This is a genomic window from Candidatus Pelagibacter sp. RS39, from assembly GCF_002101315.1.
Lineage (GTDB): Bacteria > Pseudomonadota > Alphaproteobacteria > Pelagibacterales > Pelagibacteraceae > Pelagibacter.
The window spans coordinates 1-16,729 of the sequence record NZ_CP020777.1 but is presented as its reverse complement, the minus strand read 5'-3'; the positions used below and the strand labels follow the sequence as shown (position 1 = coordinate 16,729).

Sequence of the window (16,729 nt, the reverse complement as noted above, 5' to 3'; positions counted from 1 at the left end):
AAAATTATGAATTTAAAGGATTGTCACAATTTTAGTGATTTTAGAAAATTAGCTCAAAAAAAGTTACCATCACCAATCTTTCATTATATTGATGGTGCAGCAGATGATGAAGTTACATATGCTAGGAATACCAGTGCATTCGATGATGTGGATCTAGTTCCAAATGTTTTGCGTGGAGTTGAAGAAGTCGATTTGTCTACTACGATATTTGGAAAAAAATTAGATTTACCTTTTTATTTATCACCAACAGCTTTACAGAGACTTTTTCATTATGATGGAGAAAGAGCAGTTGGAAAAGCTGCAAAAAAATTTAATACTATGTTTGGTGTTTCTGCTTTAGCCACAGTCAGTGTTGAGGAAATTTCCTCAATGATTGATACACCTAAAATGTTTCAGTTTTATTTTCATAAAGATAGAGGTTTAAACGACTCTTGTTTGGAAAGAGCAAAGGCTGCAAAATTTGATGTGATGGCTTTAACAGTTGATACTATTACTGGAGGAAATAGGGAGAGAGATTTAAGAACAGGATTTACCTCTCCACCAAAATTAACTTTAGCAAGCTTATATAGTTTTGCTACTAAACCGATGTGGGGAATTAATTATCTAACCAAAGGTAAGTTTGAATTACCTCATTTACAAGATTTTGTAAAAGAAGGTACCGATGTTAACTCATCAATTGGAAATTATTTTTCAACTATGTTGGATCAATCTATGAATTGGAAAGATGCTGAAAATCTTTGTTCTAAATGGGGAGGTCATTTCGCTCTCAAAGGAGTTATGAGTGTAGAAGATGCAAAAAGAGCAGTAGACATAGGATGCACAGGTATAATGGTATCAAATCATGGCGGAAGACAGCTAGATGGATCTAGAGCGCCTTTTGATCAACTTGCAGAAATTGTTGATGCAGTTGGTGATAAATTAGACGTGATTTGTGAAGGTGGAATTCATAGAGGCACACATATGCTAAAAGCACTATCATTAGGAGCCAAGGCTTGTTCAGGAGGAAGATTATATCTTTATGCTTTAGCAGCTGGAGGTCAAGCAGGTGTTGAAAGAGCTTTAGAAAAATATAAAGCTGAATTAGTGCGTGATATGAAACTTATGGGATGCACTAAAATTAGTGATTTAAATAGAAGTAATTTAAGATTCAGAAAATAGTGGGTTTAAAAGATTGCCATAATTTTGATGATTTTAGAAATCTTGCAAAAAAAAAACTTCCCTCACCAATTTTTCATTATATTGACGGTGGAGCTGATGATGAGACTACTTTAAAAAGAAATACTGAAGCTTTTAATCAATGTGATTTAGTTCCAAATATCCTGGCAAGTGTTGGTAAGCCAGATTTATCAACTACAATATTTGGAAAAAAAATTGATATGCCGATTTTTTTATCTCCTTGTGCGATGCAAAGATTATACCACCATGATGGAGATAAAGCTTCAGCTAGAGCTGCTGAAAAATTTGGAACTTTTTATAGCATGTCTACAATGGCAAATAATACTATAGAAGAGATTTCAAATATTTCTGGTGGACCAAAATTGTTTCAACTATATGTCCATAAAGATCAATCAATAACAGATGATTTGATAGATAGATGTAAAAGATCAGGGTTTAATGGAATGTGTTTAACCGTTGATACATTAGTTGCAGGAAATAGAGAAAGAGATCATAGAACTGGATTTACAACACCTCCTAAATTAACTTTACAAAGTTTGATGAGCTTTGCGAGCCATCCTAGTTGGGTTTTTAATTACCTTGCACATGGAAAATTCAAATTAGCTAATGTTGCAACAAAAACTGGTAAAGGAACTAATATTGCCAAATCAGTCATAGAATATATTAACGAACAATATGATCCCTCAATGAATTGGAAAGATGCAGAGTACTGTATAAAAAGATGGAACGGTCCTTTTGCATTAAAAGGAGTTATGAGTGTTGATGATGCAAAAAGAGCAATTGATATTGGCTGTACTGCAATTATGGTTTCAAATCATGGGGGTCGACAGCTGGATGGATCTCGATCGCCATTTGATCAGATAAAAGCAATTTCAGATGCGGTAGGAGACAAGCTAGAAATAATCTTAGATGGTGGAGTAAGGAGAGGTACACACGTCCTAAAAGCCTTAGCAGCTGGGGCAAAAGCCTGTAGTTTTGGAAAAATATTTTTGTTCTCTTTAGCCGCAGGTGGACAACAAGGTGTTGAGCATCTACTGAAAAACATGCACGATGAGATAAATAGAAATATGATATTAATGGGTTGTAAAAGCTTAAAAGAGTTGAATAGTTCAAAATTAATTTATAGAAATTAGCATAAATTTAAAAATTATGAAGTTAGCAAAAAGTTTAGAAAGATTAGGCACTGAGTCTGCATTTACTGTTCTTGCGGAAGCAAAAAAATTAGAAGCCCAAGGTAAACCTATGATCCATTTAGGTTTAGGTCAGCCAGATTTTAAAACTCCTAAACATGTTGTTGAGGCAGCAAAAAAAGCACTTGATGATGGACATCATGGATATGTAATGTCAAATGGTATTCCTGAATGTCGTCAAGCAGTCACAAGATGGATAAAAAAACGTTACAATGTTGATATCAATTTTGAGAGAATTCTAATCATGCCAGGTGGAAAACCAACAATGAGTTATGCTATTCAATGTTTTGGTGAACCAGGAGCAGAGATTATACATCCAACACCTGCTTTTCCAATTTACGAGTCGATGATAAATTACACAGGCTCAACCTCAGTTCCATACGATCTAACAGAAAATAAAGACTTAAAATTTGATCCAGATAAAATATTATCCATGATAACAGATAAAACTCGATTATTAATTTTAATAAATCCAAACAATCCAACTGGAAGCTTTGTAGAGAAAAAAGATGTAGATGTTTTAGCTGATGGTCTGAAGAAGCACCCTCATGTAACAATACTTAGCGATGAAATTTATAGCAGACAAATTTTTGATGGAAAAGAAATGCCAACATTTTTTAATTATCCAGAGTTAAGAGAAAGATTAATTGTATTAGAAGGATGGAGTAAGGCTTATTCAATGACTGGATGGAGACTTGGTTGGAGTTTTTGGCCAGAACACTTAGTTGAACATGTTAATAAATTATTAATTAACAGTGTTTCATGTGTTAATGCTGCTGCTCAATTTGCTGGTATTGCTGCATTGGATGGACCAGACGATTCAATTGATGCAATGATGGAAAAATTTACTCAAAGGAGAGACCTAATTTATAAAGGTTTAAACGATTTACCAGGTGTAGAATGTAGTTTACCTGGAGGGGCTTTTTATGCATTTCCTAAAGTAATCGGCACAGGTATGAATGGTGCAGAGTTCGCGAGAAAGGCTATGCATGAAGCAGGAGTAGCAATAGTTCCTGGATCGGCTTTTGGTGAAACTTGCCAAAACTATGTTAGATTTAGTTTTGCCGCATCTAGAGATAACATTTCACAAGCATTGGAAAATATAAAGAAAATGCTTTCTAAATAAGGTGTATTTTTTTAGCATTATTTATTAATATCAACTTTTATGAACGATCAAGTACAAGCTGAGTTAAAAAAAATTTTTAATGGAAGATTTTCGACTTCTGTATCTACGAGAACAAATTATGCCAGAGGTGAAGATACTTATGATCCAATTTTATCAAAAGCTGTAGTATTCCCAGAAACTAATCAGGAGGTTTCTCAAATATTAAGATTATGTAATGAACATAAAATTCCTGTGGTGCCATTTGGTACAGGTACCTCTTTAGAGGGTAATGTGGTTGGAAATGAAAAAGGGATAACCATAAGTCTTGAAAAAATGAATAAAATTTTAACTGTTAATGCTGAGGACTTTGATTGTCGAGTGCAAGCCTGTGTTACAAAAGAACAATTAAATGAATATCTTAGAGAGGATGGTGTCTTTTTTCCAATTGATCCAGGTGCTAATGCAGCAATCGGAGGCATGGCTTCGACATCAGCTTCAGGAACAATGGCTGTAAAATACGGTACAATGAAAACTGTAATTACCGGTCTGACTGTTGTTTTGCCTAATGGAGATATTATCAACACAGGAGGTAGAACAAAAAAAACCTCAGCAGGATATAATCTAACTAATTTATTCATTGGTTCTGAGGGAACTTTAGGCGTTATAACGGAAGTTCAATTGAGGCTTTCTCCCATACCAGAGAGTATAATGTCAGCTGTTTGTCACTTCCCAACTTTAGAAAAAGCAGTACAAACTGCACAACAAGTTATTCAGTACGGTGTGCCAATCGCAAGAATTGAAATGTTAAATAAAGATCAAATGGGAATAAGCATAAATTATTCAAAATTAAAAGATATTGAGGAAACGCCGACATTATTTTTTGAATTTCATGGATCTGAATTATCTAATAATGAAAATATCAAAATAGTTGAGGAAATATCTAAAGATAATAACGGAAGCTCTTTTAAATGGGCAAAAGATTTAGAGGAAAGAAATAAACTCTGGCAAGCAAGATGGGACGTTTACTATTCTGTAAAAGCCTTAATAAATAATGGAAGAGTTTATTCAACAGATGTGTGTTTACCTATTTCAAATATAACTGAATGTGTAAATTATGCAGAGGAACAAGCAAAAAAGTTTGGACTTAGAGCTCCAATGGTAGGCCACCTAGGGGATGGAAACTTTCATGTATTGTTACCTTTTGATCCTGAAAAAAAAGAAATGTATAAAAAGATAAGAGAATTTAATGATTTATTAATAAAAAAGGCCTTAGAGCTTAAAGGGACGATTACAGGAGAACATGGTGTAGGCCTTCATAAAAAAGAATATCTTTTAAAGGAGCATGGAGACAACATCCCTGTTATGAAATTGATCAAAAGAAGTATTGATCAAAATAATATAATGAATCCAGGTAAGATATTTGATCTCAATTAACAAAAATATTTTATGAAAAAAATCTTGATTACAAGAAAACTAATCAAAGAAAGTGAGGATAAAGCTTCTAAAACATTTAATCCGATATTCAATTCTAATGATGAATTATATTCACAATCAAAAGTTATAGAGATGAGTCAAGGTTGTGATGGTATTTTGTCGTCCCTTACAGATAAGATGGATAAAGAAACTATAAACAAATTACCAGACACAGTAAAAATTATTTCAAATTTTGCAGTTGGTTTCGGAAATATAGACTTGGAAGCTGCCAAAAAAAGAGGAATTGCAGTAACTAATACACCTGAGGTTTTATCAGATGCAACAGCAGAGATTGGTATTTTATTAATATTAGGAGCTTGCAGAAGAGCAGCAGAAGGAATTGAGTCTGCTAGAGAGGGTGGATGGAAATGGTCTGCAGATTATTTAATCGGCAAACAATTGACAGGCACAAGACTTGGGGTTTTAGGGATGGGTAGAATTGGTCAAAAAATTGCAAGGATTGCTAAATCATTAGGAATGATTATTCACTACCATAACCGATCAAAATTAAGCGAAGATAAAGAGCAAGGTGCTATTTACCACGACAATTTAAAAAGTCTTTTTTCAGTTTCTGATGTTTTATCTATTTGTTGTCCAGCAACAAAAGAAACAGAAAATATGATAAATAAAGAGACAGTTGAGTATTTCCCCAAAGGTGCAGTCATAACTAATGTCGCAAGAGGTGATATCGTTGATGATGATGCATTGATAGATGCACTTAATAGAAGAAAAATTTATGCTGTAGGACTCGATGTTTATAAAAATGAGCCAAATTTAAATCCAGGGTATTTAAAGATTAAATCAGCTTTTATTTTACCTCACTTAGGCAGCGCAACTAAAGATACTAGAATTGCAATGGCAAACCTTGCGATAGACAACATTGATGAGTTTTTTAAGACAGGAAACTGCATAAATAAAGTCAACTAATTCTACTTCAGATTGAAATTAATTCAAATTCTGCGACATCTACCCCATTTTTTGGAAAGACTCTAAAAAGATTCTGTGCTTAAATTAGATGAGTTAATTAACTTTAATAGGAGTAAAAATGACGAAAGAAAATAAATCATTGAAGGTGAAAACATCTTCAAGACGTAAGTTCTTTAAAACTGCTGCAAAAGCTAGCGCTGTAGCTGCAGCTGCCGTTGCAATGCCAAACATAGCAACTGCTGGAGGTCATAAAACTTTAAAGATGCAAGCTGCATGGCCAAGTGGAGCAAACATCTTTTTTGAAATGGCCGGTGACTACTGCAAAATGGTAGATGAGATGTCTGGAGGTACACTTAAGATTGATCTTCAACCAGTTGGAGCAGTCGTAAAGACTTCAGAAATCGGACAAGCAGTAAGTTCTGGTGTAGTAGATATGGGTCACTGGGTGACAGCATATTGGTATGGTAAAAATCCAGCTGCATCATTATTTGGAACTGGTCCTTCATACGGTATGTCATCTCAAGAAGTTATGGGATGGATGGAGTATGGTGGAGGAAGAAAACTGTATGATGAAACACTTGCAAAAGTAGGTTTCGATTACATTGGTTTTTTCCATATGCCTATGCCAGCACAGCCTTTTGGTTGGTTCAAAAAGAACGTAACTAAAGTGTCTGATGTTAAAGGTATGAAGTACAGAACAGTTGGTCTAGCGACTAACGTTTTGACTGCAATGGGAATGGTAGTTAGACAATTACCAGGTGGTGAAATTCAGCCAGCTATGAAAACTGGTTTGATTGAAGCTGCTGAGTTTAACAACCCAACTTCAGACTCTCAATTTGGTATGCAAGACGTTTCTAAGCACTATCACTTAGGAAGCTTCCACCAATCTCAAGAGATGTTTGAGATACCAGTTAACAAAAAAACATATAATAGTTTATCACCTGCGCACCAAGCAATATTGAAAAATGCTGCTTACGCTGCAAACAGTGATAACTACTTTAAAGCTTTAGTAAGATACTCAGCTGACTTAGCTAAGTTGATGAATGAGCATAAAGTAAATGTTTACCAAACTTCAGATGAGATTTTGGCTCAACAGTTAAAAGGTTGGGACAAAGTAATTGGCGATTTTAATAAGAAAGATCCTTTCTTTAAGAAAATTGTTGATTCTCAAAAAGCTTATGCGAAGAGAGTAATGAAGTACTTGCTGATGAATCAGCCTAATTACAAACTTGCATATGAAAATGAGTTTGGTCCAATTGGAAAAGTTAAGATATAATTAACTTTTATAAATTTTAATGAGGGGGCTTCGGCCCCCTTTTTATTTGATTAATTCAAGACAATTCAATAAAAGTCTTTATTTATGATGAGATCATTTATAAAATTTTCAGATAGATTAAGTATCTCGATGGGTAAAGCCTTTTCATGGTGCATAGTGATCTTGATGGGAGGAACATGCTACGAAGTTTTTATGGCGTATGCACTTAATGCTCCTACTTTATGGAATTTTGATTTTAGTCTTCAGATGTATGGTGCTATATTTATGATGGCTGGTGCTTATACGCTTTCAACTGAAGCACATGTTAGGGGAGATGTAATTTACAGATTATTCTCCCAAAAAACACAAGCGTATATTGATTTAGTTTTATACTTTATTTTCTTTTTTCCTGGCGTTATTGCTTTAGCTTTTTATGGTTATGAGTATGCAGCGTTGGCTTGGAAAATAAAAGAGACAAGTTGGAACAGTCCAGCTCAAATTCAAATTTATATGGCAAAATCTTTAATACCGTTGTCAGGGGCGCTCTTGACTATTCAAGGTGTTAGTGAAGTTTTTAGATGTATTATTTGTATTCAAACTGGCAGTTGGCCAGTTAGAGATTCTGCTGATGCAGAAGAAACAGAAAAATTGTTAATGAGAACTGCACAGAAAGGTAATACCGACGATGTTATTTAGTTTAACAAATCCCGAAGTTGCAATTTTAATGATGGGAATATTTTTATTTGCAGTCTTGTTAGGTTTCCCAATAGCATTCACATTAATGGCAATGGGGTTAGGTTTTGGATACTACGCTTATTTTGATCCGACAAAAATGGAACACCTATTTGATAATAGGATTTTTCAACTTTTTGTTCAGAATACCTATACAGTAATGGATAATAATGTTTTGACCGCCGTCCCACTCTTTTTATTTATGGGATATTTAGTTGAGAGAGCAGGAATAGTTGCAAAATTGTTTTTTGCAATACGATTAGCTTCACACAGGCTTCCTGCATCTATGGCAGTTGCAGCCTTAATAACTTGCACATTATTTTCGACAGCAACTGGTATTATTGGTGCGGTAGTAACTTTAATGGGACTTTTAGCTTGGCCAGCAATGGTTAAAGCAGGATATGATAAAAAATTTGCATCTGGAATTATTTGTGCAGGTGGATGTTTAGGGATCTTGATACCACCTAGCATTATGTTGATTGTTTATTCAGTAATTGCACAATTGTCTCCATTAAGATTATTTGCAGCAGCTATATTTCCAGGATTAATGTTGGCAGGACTTTACATTGGTTATGCAGTTTTCAGAGCTTGGTTAAATCCATCAATAGCTCCAAGACCAGCAGCTGAGGAGATACCCCCTACCGCAGTAATTATGAAAGAAGTTTTAGTTTCATTTTTACCTTTGTTTTCATTAATCATTTTAGTTCTAGGTACGATACTTGCAGGTATTGCTACTCCAGCAGAAGCAGCAGCTGTAGGAGCATTTGGAGCATTAGTGTTATCTTATTTTTATAAAACATTGAAATGGAAGAATTTTAAAGAGTCAGTGTTTTTAACAGCTAAAACAACTGCAATGATAATGTGGTTATTCATTGGTTCTTGGACCTTCGCTTCAGTATTTTCATATTTAGGTGGTCATGAAGTGTTTGAACATTTCTTTAAATCTTTAAATCTCCAACCTTGGCAGTTTTTAGTTATTACTCAAATAATTATTTTTTTATTGGGATGGCCGTTAGAGTGGACTGAAATATTAATTATTTTTGTACCAATTTTCTTACCATTAGTAGAATTTTTTGGAGTAAATCCATATTTCTTTGCAATGTTGATTGCTTTAAATTTACAAACATCATTTTTAACGCCTCCAATGGCAATGTCTGCTTATTATTTGAAAGGTGTTCAGTCTAGAAATGTTGAATTGATGGATATATTTAGAGGCATAATGCCATTTTTAGCTATTGTGATATTAGCGATGGTTTTAATGTACTGGTTCCCAGGAATAGCACTTTGGTTACCAGAGACATTATTTGCAAATTAATTTTGAATGACAGATATATTTTCTTTAAGTCTCGAGGAATTAGCAAAAAAAATTAAAGACGCTGAACTTACATCAGTTGAAGTTTGTGAAAAATATATAGAGAGAATTAACATGTTTGAAAAAGATGTAAAAGCCTGGGCTCATTTTGATAAAAAGGTTTTATTAGAAAAAGCAACTGAGGCTGATGATCATAGAAGATCAGGAAAACCAGTTGGACTATTGCATGGCGTGCCGATTGCAGTAAAAGATATTATTGGTACTGTTGATATGCCCACAGAATGCGGGACTGTAATTAGGAAAGGAAAATCATATTCTCAAAACGCTGAAATAATAGATTTGCTTCATGCATCAGGAGCAATTGTTATGGGCAAAACAGCAACCTCAGAACTTGCCTATTTAGGGCCTCCAGCAACAACTAATCCTCACGATAAAAATAGAACACCAGGTGGTTCATCTAGCGGATCTGCAGCTTCGGTTGCTTCCTTTATGGCCCCAGCTTCTATTGGCTCTCAAACAGGAGGATCAGTAATTAGACCAGCATCTTATTGTGGTGTTGTCGGTTATAAACCAAGTTATGGGCTTATTTCAAGAAACGGGGTTTTAAGAACTTCATATAGCCTAGATCAAATTGGTATGTTTGGACGTAAAGTTGAAGATGTGGCTATGTTAGCAAAGGTGTTAATAAAGAAAGATAAATATGATGCAGCTACGATTCATTATTCGACGGAAAACATTTTATCTGAAACGAAGAAAGGTCCAATTTTTGAACCTAAATTTATTTTTTATAAAACTGATCATTGGAAAATAATTGATAAAAAATCACGAGAGTCTTTTGAATATTTCATCAAATCTTTTAAAAAAAATATTGAGATATTTGATACTCCCTCCTACTTTAAGGATATACATAAATATCACCAGATTATTCACGAAACAGACTTGGCTAATAATTTTTCTGTTTATTTTAAAAAATTTAAAAAGAAGCTTTCTAAGTATATGCAGGATGCTATTTCAAATGGAAATAAATACACCGCAAAAGAATATGCTGAAGCAATTGATTTTATGAAAAGAAGTTACGAGTCATATGAAGAAGTGTTTGAAGATTATCATGGAGTTTTATCCCCTTCTAGTCCTGGCGTTGCACCTAAAGGATTAAAGAGTACTGGAACAGCTGAATTTAACAAAGTCTGGTCATATCTAGGCACACCATGTATTTCGCTCCCTTTACTTGAGGGTGAAAATAATCTACCATTAGGAGTACAATTAATTGGTAACAAATATGACGATCATAGATTTTTAGGTGTTGCCAATTGGTTAGAAAAGGAGTGTCAAGAATAACTTAATGAATAAAATAACAACAATAATAGGTTTATCATTTGCTGTTTTCTTTTTAATTGGTCTAGCAACTACTCTTACCAGATCAATGATGATTGGATTTTTAGATGTATTACCTGTTTATCTGTTAATGGGTGCTGCTATCATAATGATGATTTACGAAGCCTTCTTCGATAAAAGTTAATTAATCGTAAATTGAATAATTCGAAAAAAAATTTTTTTTCATTTTCATTATTATTTATTCAACCAATTTTTATGGCCAGTAATCTTGTTGTAGCAAGAGGTGGTGTTGAGTTTGTCCCTCCAATATCATTAGCTTTTTGGAGATGGACACTAGTTTTTTTTATATTATTGCCTTTTACTTACATAACATTAAAAAAAAATTTTAAGATCATTAAAAAAGAATATAAAAAATTATTTTTTTTGGGCTCAATGGGATGTGGTGTATGTGGGGCCTTTCCATTTTTAGCAGGTGAAACTACAACTGTAACAAATATGGGAATAATTTATACATCTTCACCTGTGTTCATAATTTTGATTTCATACTTTTTTTTTCATGAAAAAATAAATTTCACAAAAATAATTGGATTAATTGCATGTTTAATAGGTGTATTTACAATCATTATAAAAGGAAATTTAAATTTATTAATCAATCTACAATTTACTATTGGAGATCTATGGATGTTGGCTGCCGCCATTGGATGGGCATTATATTCAATTTATTTGTTTTACTGGAATTCAGAACTTAAAATTTTTGAGAGATTTACTTTAATATCATTTTTTGGTGCTTTAAGTTTATTACCATTCTATATCGGTGAAGAAATATTTTATAAAGAAACAGTTTTTATACCTGAATTTTATTTTTGGGTAATTTTTGCTGCGATTTCACCAGGAATAATAGCTTTTACACTTTATACTGTTGCTCAAAAAAAATTAGGTGCATCTTTAACGGGATTTACTCTTTATGTTTTTACAGTATATGGTGCAATTTATGGGTATTTTTTATTTGATGAACAATTTGAAAATTATCATTTCATTGGAACGATCTTAGTGTTTTTTGGCATATATTTAGCAAAGAAAAAAAATGTTAAAAAAGTTTAGGAATAAATTGTTGTTATTTTTTCAAATAGTTATTTTTGTTTATCTTTTAATCTTAGTTTTTTTATATTTTTATCAGAGAAATTTATTGTATCATCCGAATGAAAATAATTATTCTGGCGATCAAATATCAGTCCCCATAGAAAAAGTAAAAATAAATACAGAGGATAATATTGAATTACTAGGCTGGTTTCATAAAAAAGACTTACAAAAATATAAGACAGTTTTATATTTTCATGGAAATGCCGGCTCTCTTGAAAACAGAATTCATAAATTAAATCATTTCCATAAAATGGATGTCAATTTTTTAATAATTGCCTGGAGAGGTTTCAGTGGCAATAAAGGAAAACCATCTGAAAAAGGCCTTTATAAAGATGGAAGCAGTGCAATAAATTGGTTAGTTAGAGAAGGTGTCAAAGAGGAAAACATTGTTATTTATGGTGAGTCATTAGGAACTGGAGTTGCAACTCATTTGTCACAAAATAAAAATTTTGCTGGCATTGTATTAGAAACTCCTTTTACTTCTATGATTGATGCAGCCAAAACATTTTATCCCTACATACCTGTAAGTTTATTGTTAAAAGATAAATTTGATAATAAAAGCAAAATTAAGAATATAAAGGTTCCAATTTTAATAATGCATGGAGAAGCTGATCAAATAGTTCCATTTTTTATGGGAAAAAAAATGTATGAAAAAGCAAATGAACCAAAATATTCTTATTTTACAAAACATGACAATCATATGATGGAGTATGATGAAAACCTTATTAAAGCCCTTAGCTCATTTTTAAAAAGTTTAAATTAAGCCACAATATTAACAAATATACCTCAGATTTTAGTTTTATTATGAGATAATGAAAAGACTATCTTTTTTATTTATTTCACTCTTTATTTTAATTACCAACGTTTATTCACAAGATGAATTTTTTCAACCAGATGATTTATTTCATATAGATCATATGGATTCACACAACAAAGAATTTAGCTTATATTTTAAAGGTAGAGAAAAATCTATTTTAGCCAAAGGCGAAAATGATAATTATATAAATGATTATCCAAAAGATCTTTATATTTATAATCATTTAACAAAGTCTTCTTCACCTTTAATTTCTTATGAGTGGTTTCCATCGCAAGCTAAATATTTTTTACGAGAATATGATTTCCCAGTATTTCCTGATGATTTTGCATATTATTTGTTAAGAGATGACAAAACATTAGTAATGATTAGTGCAGTGAAAAGCTTAAATGCTAATTTTAAATATGATATCATCAGTAAAAAACTAGAACTTTATCCTACCACCGGTAAGTTCGATTTTATAATTTCCTCGTTTTCTAAAGATTGTGGTCACTATAAATTTGATGACAATTATAAATGTAATATCTACAAACCTTTGATCTCAAGCAATTTGATTAATTAATTTGCGTAAAAGCCTCAGCAAATTTTTCTGCTTCGAATAACTGTAAGTCGTCCTCTTTTTCACCTAAACCAAGTGCAATAATTGGAATTTCATATTTCTTTGCTAACGCTAACAAAATTCCTCCCTTCGCTGTGCCGTCTAATTTTGTCATCACGATACCTGTTATAGGGATGATTTTATTAAATTCTTCGACTTGATTTAATACATTTTGTCCTGAGGTTGCATCTAAAACTAAAATAACATTATGAGGTGCGTTGGGATCTATTTTTTTGGTAACATTTGCAATCTTTTTATATTCTTCCATTAAATTTTTTTTATTTTGGAGTCTTCCAGCGGTATCTATCAAAACTTGATCAAAATTATTTTTAATAGCTTCATCTACAGCCTTAAAAGCAACTGAAGCGGGATCGGCTCCTTGAGATGATTTTACTATTTGAACTTCTACTTTACTTGCCCAATTTTCTAGTTGTTCAATCGCAGCGGCACGAAAAGTATCTGAAGCTGCAAACATGACTTTACTTCCGTTAGTCTTCAATATTTTTCCTATTTTACCTATAGTCGTTGTTTTTCCAACACCATTCACACCAGAGACTAAGGTTGCATTAAGTTTTTCTTTTTTCTCAAAAAAAGATTTATTTTCAAGAGGTTTCATCAAAGAAACTATATATTCATTTAAAACAGAGTTTATTTCTTTAGTTAAATCTTTATTTGGATCAATTTTTTTTCTAGAAATTATTTCTTTTATCTCAGATGCAGCCTCAACCCCCACATCTGATCGAATTAAAAATTCCTCAATTTTATTTAAATTTTCATCATTAATTTCCTTTTTAACAATTATTTCCTTAAGCCCAGATGTTAAAGCTGATGCACTTTTCTTAAATCCGTTTTTAAATTTATCAAAGATTCCCATTACAATTTTATCTGTATTTCTTTAATATCGGAAACAGGTCCTTTCATGTGAATAGAATTATTTTCATCTATTGAAATTGATAATTTTCCAGATGCAAACTCTATATCAGTTTTATTTTCTGTAAGATTATTTAACTTACCTGCATATGCTGTAGCACACGCTGCAGTTCCGCAAGCTTTAGTAAGACCAGCTCCTCTTTCCCAAACTTTTACTTTGATCAAATTTTTATTAACAATTTGAGCAATTGTTACGTTACATTTCTCTGGGAAGATTTTGTGATTTTCTATCTCAGGGCCAATTTTTTCTATATCAAAATCTTCAATCGTTTTAACAAAAAAAACTATATGTGGGTTACCCACATTAATTGCAGTGCCACCTGAGTACTCATTATTATTTTTATCAATAATTTTGATATTTAAGTTCTTTGTATCTATTTCTTTTGATAAAGGTATTTCGTTCCATTTTAACTTTGCTTTACCAATTTCTGTTGTAACAATTTTTTTTTCTAAAATTTCAGATTTTAATTTTCCAGATAGCGTATTTAAAATTATTAATTTGTTATTTTTTTCATTTGAAATCAAATTTGCAACACATCTAGTTCCATTTCCACATGCCCCAGACTCACCTCCATCTGAATTAAAGAATCTTAAACTTGCATCTGCAGAACTATCTGGTTCAATAAATATTAGTTGATCACAGCCAATAAAATTTCTGTCACAAATTTTAACCATCTGATCTTTCGTCAAATTGATAATTTTTTCTCTATTATCGATAATCACAAAATCATTACCCAATCCGTCCATTTTAAAAGCTTTGATGTCCATATATAGTTATTTAACTTATTTATTGACTTTTTGAACCTCTATTATAATTTGTGGCAGTTTCCGCAAAAACATTAAATTTGCGGTGTCTTTGGAAACAAAGAGATCGACACTAGTCAGCGAGGGTTCGCCCACTAGTGCGATTACTGCTGTGTGTAATAAATATGTTTGAAAATTTAACAAATAAATTTGAGGAAGTTTTTTCCTCTCTAAAAAAAGCCCCATCACTTGATGAAAATCAGGTTGATGAAGGATTGAGAGGAATAAGACAAGCTTTATTAGAAGCTGATGTATCTCTTGAAGTTGCTAAAGATTTTATTGAAAAGGTTAAACCAAAAGCATTAGGTCAAGAAATCATTAGATCAACATCACCTGGTGATATGGTGGTAAAGATTGTTTATGATGAATTAGTTAATCTTTTAGGTGAAAAAAATAATGATGTAAATTTAAATGCAGTTCCACCAGTGCCAATGATGCTGGTCGGGTTACAAGGTTCAGGTAAAACAACAACAACCGCTAAACTTGCAAGATATTTAGAGAATACAAAAAAAAAGAAAGTAATGATGGTCAGTTTAGATATTTACAGACCAGCTGCTCAAGAGCAGTTAAAATCCTTGGGTGAACAAAATAACATATTAACTCTCCCAATAATTGAAGGTCAACAACCCAGTGATATTTGTCAAAGAGCAATTAATGCAGCAAACTTGAATGGCGCAGATATTATCTTATTCGATACTGCTGGTAGAACACAGATAGATTTGCAGATGATGAGTGAAATTAAACAAATTGAAAATACCATCAAACCGGCAGAAACGTTTTTAGTTGCTGACTCGCTTACTGGACAAGTAGCTGCATCAGTAGCAAAAGAATTTACTAATACGGTAAATTTATCTGGAATTATTTTAACGAGAGCAGATGGTGATGCCAGAGGTGGAGCTGCTGTAAGTATGAAATTTGTTTCACAGGTTCCAATTAAATTTTTAGGTATTGGTGAAAAGATTGAAAATCTTGAAGTTTTTCATCCAGACAGAATTGCAAATAGAATTCTTGGGATGGGAGATATTGTTTCTCTTGTTGAAAAAGCAGCACAAGATCTTGGGGAAGAAAATATAAAAAAAACAGAAGAAAATTTAAAAAAAGGACAATTCTCTATGCAGGATTATTTAACTCAACTGAGACAAATGAAAAAAATGGGGGGGATCGAAGGCATCATGTCTTTCATGCCAGGAGTTTCAAAGGTTAAATCTCAAATGGATGCAGCGGGCATTGATGAGAGTGTTATTACAAAAAACGAAGCTATAATTTTATCAATGACCAAAAAAGAAAGAGAGAACCCAAAAATAATTGATGGTTCTAGAAAAAAAAGAATTGCTAATGGTTCAGGAACTGATCCAGCCACTATCAATAAATTGTTAAAACAATTTAAAATGATGTCTGAAATGATGAAAAAGATGTCAAAAGGAAATCTGAAAGGTATGTCTGATAAAGGAATACCTCCAGAATTATTTAATCAATTAAAATAAAAAGGAGAGTAAATGTTAAAATTAAGATTATCTAGAGGTGGCACAAAAAAGAGACCTGTTTATAAGGTTGTTGTAGCCGACAGTCGATTTGCTAGAGATGGTAGATTTATAGAGAAAGTTGGTTTTTTTAATCCATTGTTACCAAAAGAAAAAAAAGAAAGAATTGGATTAGAGGCTGAAAGAATAAAATACTGGCTTGGTCAAGGTGCACAACCTACAACAAGAGTAGCTAGAATCTTAGGTGAGAATGAATTGATGCCTATGCCTGCTAATGGAAACAATCCACAAAAAGCAATTCCAAAAAAAGATAGAAAAAAAGAAGGTTCAGAAGAGACTAAAAAGGAAGAGTCTCCAAAGGCAGATGCTGCTCCAGTTGGAGAAGCTAAAAAAGAGGAAGCTCCAAAAGCAGAAGCTAAAAAAGAGGAAGCTCCAAAAGCAGAAGCTAAAAAAGAGG

The 16,729-nt window shown here is 32.6% G+C and carries 16 protein-coding genes and 1 pseudogene; 15 read left to right on the top strand and 2 right to left on the bottom strand.

Annotation, left to right across the window (positions count from 1 at the left end):
* Positions 1-6: 6 nt before the first annotated feature.
* The 13 genes from B5L73_RS00080 to B5L73_RS00025 all read left to right on the top strand — a co-directional run bounded on the left by B5L73_RS00080 (position 7) and on the right by B5L73_RS00025 (position 13,021).
* Positions 7-1,158 carry an alpha-hydroxy acid oxidase gene (locus B5L73_RS00080; protein ID WP_085146564.1) on the top strand — a complete coding sequence of 384 codons (1,152 nt, stop codon included), beginning with the start codon at positions 7-9 and terminating at the stop codon, positions 1,156-1,158.
* Positions 1,158-2,309, top strand: coding sequence for an alpha-hydroxy acid oxidase (locus B5L73_RS00075; protein WP_085146562.1), 1,152 nt, complete (start codon positions 1,158-1,160; stop codon positions 2,307-2,309). Before B5L73_RS00080 ends, B5L73_RS00075 begins: the two co-directional genes overlap by 1 nt.
* Before the next feature lie 16 nt (positions 2,310-2,325).
* On the top strand, positions 2,326-3,492 hold the full coding sequence (locus B5L73_RS00070) for a pyridoxal phosphate-dependent aminotransferase (protein ID WP_085146560.1): 1,167 nt from the start codon (positions 2,326-2,328) through the stop codon (positions 3,490-3,492).
* A 39-nt stretch (positions 3,493-3,531) separates the two neighbouring features.
* On the top strand, positions 3,532-4,905 hold the full coding sequence (locus tag B5L73_RS00065) for an FAD-binding oxidoreductase (protein WP_085146556.1): 1,374 nt from the start codon (positions 3,532-3,534) through the stop codon (positions 4,903-4,905).
* 12 nt (positions 4,906-4,917) lie between these two features.
* Entirely contained in the window at positions 4,918-5,871 is a 954-nt protein-coding gene (locus B5L73_RS00060) for a 2-hydroxyacid dehydrogenase (RefSeq protein ID WP_085146554.1), read from the top strand.
* Between the two features lie 118 nt (positions 5,872-5,989).
* A complete protein-coding gene (locus tag B5L73_RS00055; RefSeq protein ID WP_085146552.1) occupies positions 5,990-7,147 on the top strand; it encodes a TRAP transporter substrate-binding protein in 1,158 nt (385 codons plus the stop codon).
* An 87-nt stretch (positions 7,148-7,234) separates the two neighbouring features.
* Positions 7,235-7,822, top strand: coding sequence for a TRAP transporter small permease subunit (locus B5L73_RS00050; RefSeq protein ID WP_445082223.1), 588 nt, complete (start codon positions 7,235-7,237; stop codon positions 7,820-7,822).
* Positions 7,812-9,173, top strand: coding sequence for a TRAP transporter large permease (locus B5L73_RS00045; RefSeq protein ID WP_085146548.1), 1,362 nt, complete (start codon positions 7,812-7,814; stop codon positions 9,171-9,173). The genes B5L73_RS00050 and B5L73_RS00045 overlap by 11 nt, the downstream gene beginning before the upstream one ends.
* Before the next feature lie 6 nt (positions 9,174-9,179).
* Entirely contained in the window at positions 9,180-10,508 is a 1,329-nt protein-coding gene (locus tag B5L73_RS00040) for an amidase (RefSeq protein WP_085146546.1), read from the top strand.
* 4 nt (positions 10,509-10,512) lie between these two features.
* Entirely contained in the window at positions 10,513-10,689 is a 177-nt protein-coding gene (locus B5L73_RS06445) for a hypothetical protein (protein ID WP_198150117.1), read from the top strand.
* 11 nt (positions 10,690-10,700) lie between these two features.
* Positions 10,701-11,606 carry a DMT family transporter gene (locus B5L73_RS00035; RefSeq protein ID WP_085146544.1) on the top strand — a complete coding sequence of 302 codons (906 nt, stop codon included), beginning with the start codon at positions 10,701-10,703 and terminating at the stop codon, positions 11,604-11,606.
* Complete coding sequence (locus B5L73_RS00030; RefSeq protein ID WP_085146542.1) at positions 11,590-12,408, top strand: alpha/beta hydrolase; 819 nt, start codon at positions 11,590-11,592, stop codon at positions 12,406-12,408. The genes B5L73_RS00035 and B5L73_RS00030 overlap by 17 nt, the downstream gene beginning before the upstream one ends.
* A gap of 49 nt (positions 12,409-12,457) precedes the next feature.
* Positions 12,458-13,021 (top strand): hypothetical protein, encoded by a 564-nt coding sequence (locus tag B5L73_RS00025; protein ID WP_157101061.1) that lies wholly within the window; start codon positions 12,458-12,460, stop codon positions 13,019-13,021.
* Here the strand turns inward: B5L73_RS00025 and ftsY are convergent.
* Together ftsY and dapF are read right to left on the bottom strand one after the other, a co-directional pair.
* A complete protein-coding gene (ftsY, locus tag B5L73_RS00020) occupies positions 13,014-13,931 on the bottom strand; it encodes a signal recognition particle-docking protein FtsY (RefSeq protein ID WP_085146538.1) in 918 nt (305 codons plus the stop codon). The two genes, B5L73_RS00025 and ftsY, sit on opposite strands and share 8 nt — an antisense overlap.
* Positions 13,931-14,755 (bottom strand): diaminopimelate epimerase, encoded by an 825-nt coding sequence (gene dapF, locus B5L73_RS00015; RefSeq protein ID WP_085146536.1) that lies wholly within the window; start codon positions 14,753-14,755, stop codon positions 13,931-13,933. Before dapF ends, ftsY begins: the two co-directional genes overlap by 1 nt.
* Positions 14,756-14,916: 161 nt before the next feature.
* On the opposite strand from dapF, the gene ffh reads away from it, so the two are divergent.
* Both ffh and rpsP read left to right on the top strand, forming a co-directional pair.
* Positions 14,917-16,275: a signal recognition particle protein gene (gene ffh / locus B5L73_RS00010; RefSeq protein ID WP_085146534.1), complete on the top strand. Its 1,359-nt coding sequence runs from the start codon at positions 14,917-14,919 to the stop codon at positions 16,273-16,275.
* A gap of 12 nt (positions 16,276-16,287) precedes the next feature.
* Positions 16,288-16,725, top strand: a pseudogene (gene rpsP / locus B5L73_RS06535) (30S ribosomal protein S16); the annotation flags it as partial.
* Positions 16,726-16,729: the final 4 nt, after the last annotated feature.

What these genes read in the sequence shown, in the direction of transcription:
- B5L73_RS00045 (WP_085146548.1), top strand. Translation starts at nt 7,812, where the DNA reads ATGTTATTTAGTTTAACAAATCCCGAAGTTGCAATTTTAATGATGGGA.
- B5L73_RS00055 (WP_085146552.1), top strand. Translation starts at nt 5,990, where the DNA reads ATGACGAAAGAAAATAAATCATTGAAGGTGAAAACATCTTCAAGACGT.
- dapF (WP_085146536.1), bottom strand. Translation starts at nt 14,755, where the DNA reads ATGGACATCAAAGCTTTTAAAATGGACGGATTGGGTAATGATTTTGTG.
- B5L73_RS00060 (WP_085146554.1), top strand. Translation starts at nt 4,918, where the DNA reads ATGAAAAAAATCTTGATTACAAGAAAACTAATCAAAGAAAGTGAGGAT.
- B5L73_RS00030 (WP_085146542.1), top strand. Translation starts at nt 11,590, where the DNA reads ATGTTAAAAAAGTTTAGGAATAAATTGTTGTTATTTTTTCAAATAGTT.
- B5L73_RS00080 (WP_085146564.1), top strand. Translation starts at nt 7, where the DNA reads ATGAATTTAAAGGATTGTCACAATTTTAGTGATTTTAGAAAATTAGCT.
- B5L73_RS00050 (WP_445082223.1), top strand. Translation starts at nt 7,235, where the DNA reads ATGAGATCATTTATAAAATTTTCAGATAGATTAAGTATCTCGATGGGT.
- B5L73_RS06445 (WP_198150117.1), top strand. Translation starts at nt 10,513, where the DNA reads ATGAATAAAATAACAACAATAATAGGTTTATCATTTGCTGTTTTCTTT.
- B5L73_RS00040 (WP_085146546.1), top strand. Translation starts at nt 9,180, where the DNA reads ATGACAGATATATTTTCTTTAAGTCTCGAGGAATTAGCAAAAAAAATT.
- B5L73_RS00070 (WP_085146560.1), top strand. Translation starts at nt 2,326, where the DNA reads ATGAAGTTAGCAAAAAGTTTAGAAAGATTAGGCACTGAGTCTGCATTT.
- ffh (WP_085146534.1), top strand. Translation starts at nt 14,917, where the DNA reads ATGTTTGAAAATTTAACAAATAAATTTGAGGAAGTTTTTTCCTCTCTA.
- ftsY (WP_085146538.1), bottom strand. Translation starts at nt 13,931, where the DNA reads ATGGGAATCTTTGATAAATTTAAAAACGGATTTAAGAAAAGTGCATCA.
- B5L73_RS00065 (WP_085146556.1), top strand. Translation starts at nt 3,532, where the DNA reads ATGAACGATCAAGTACAAGCTGAGTTAAAAAAAATTTTTAATGGAAGA.
- B5L73_RS00025 (WP_157101061.1), top strand. Translation starts at nt 12,458, where the DNA reads ATGAAAAGACTATCTTTTTTATTTATTTCACTCTTTATTTTAATTACC.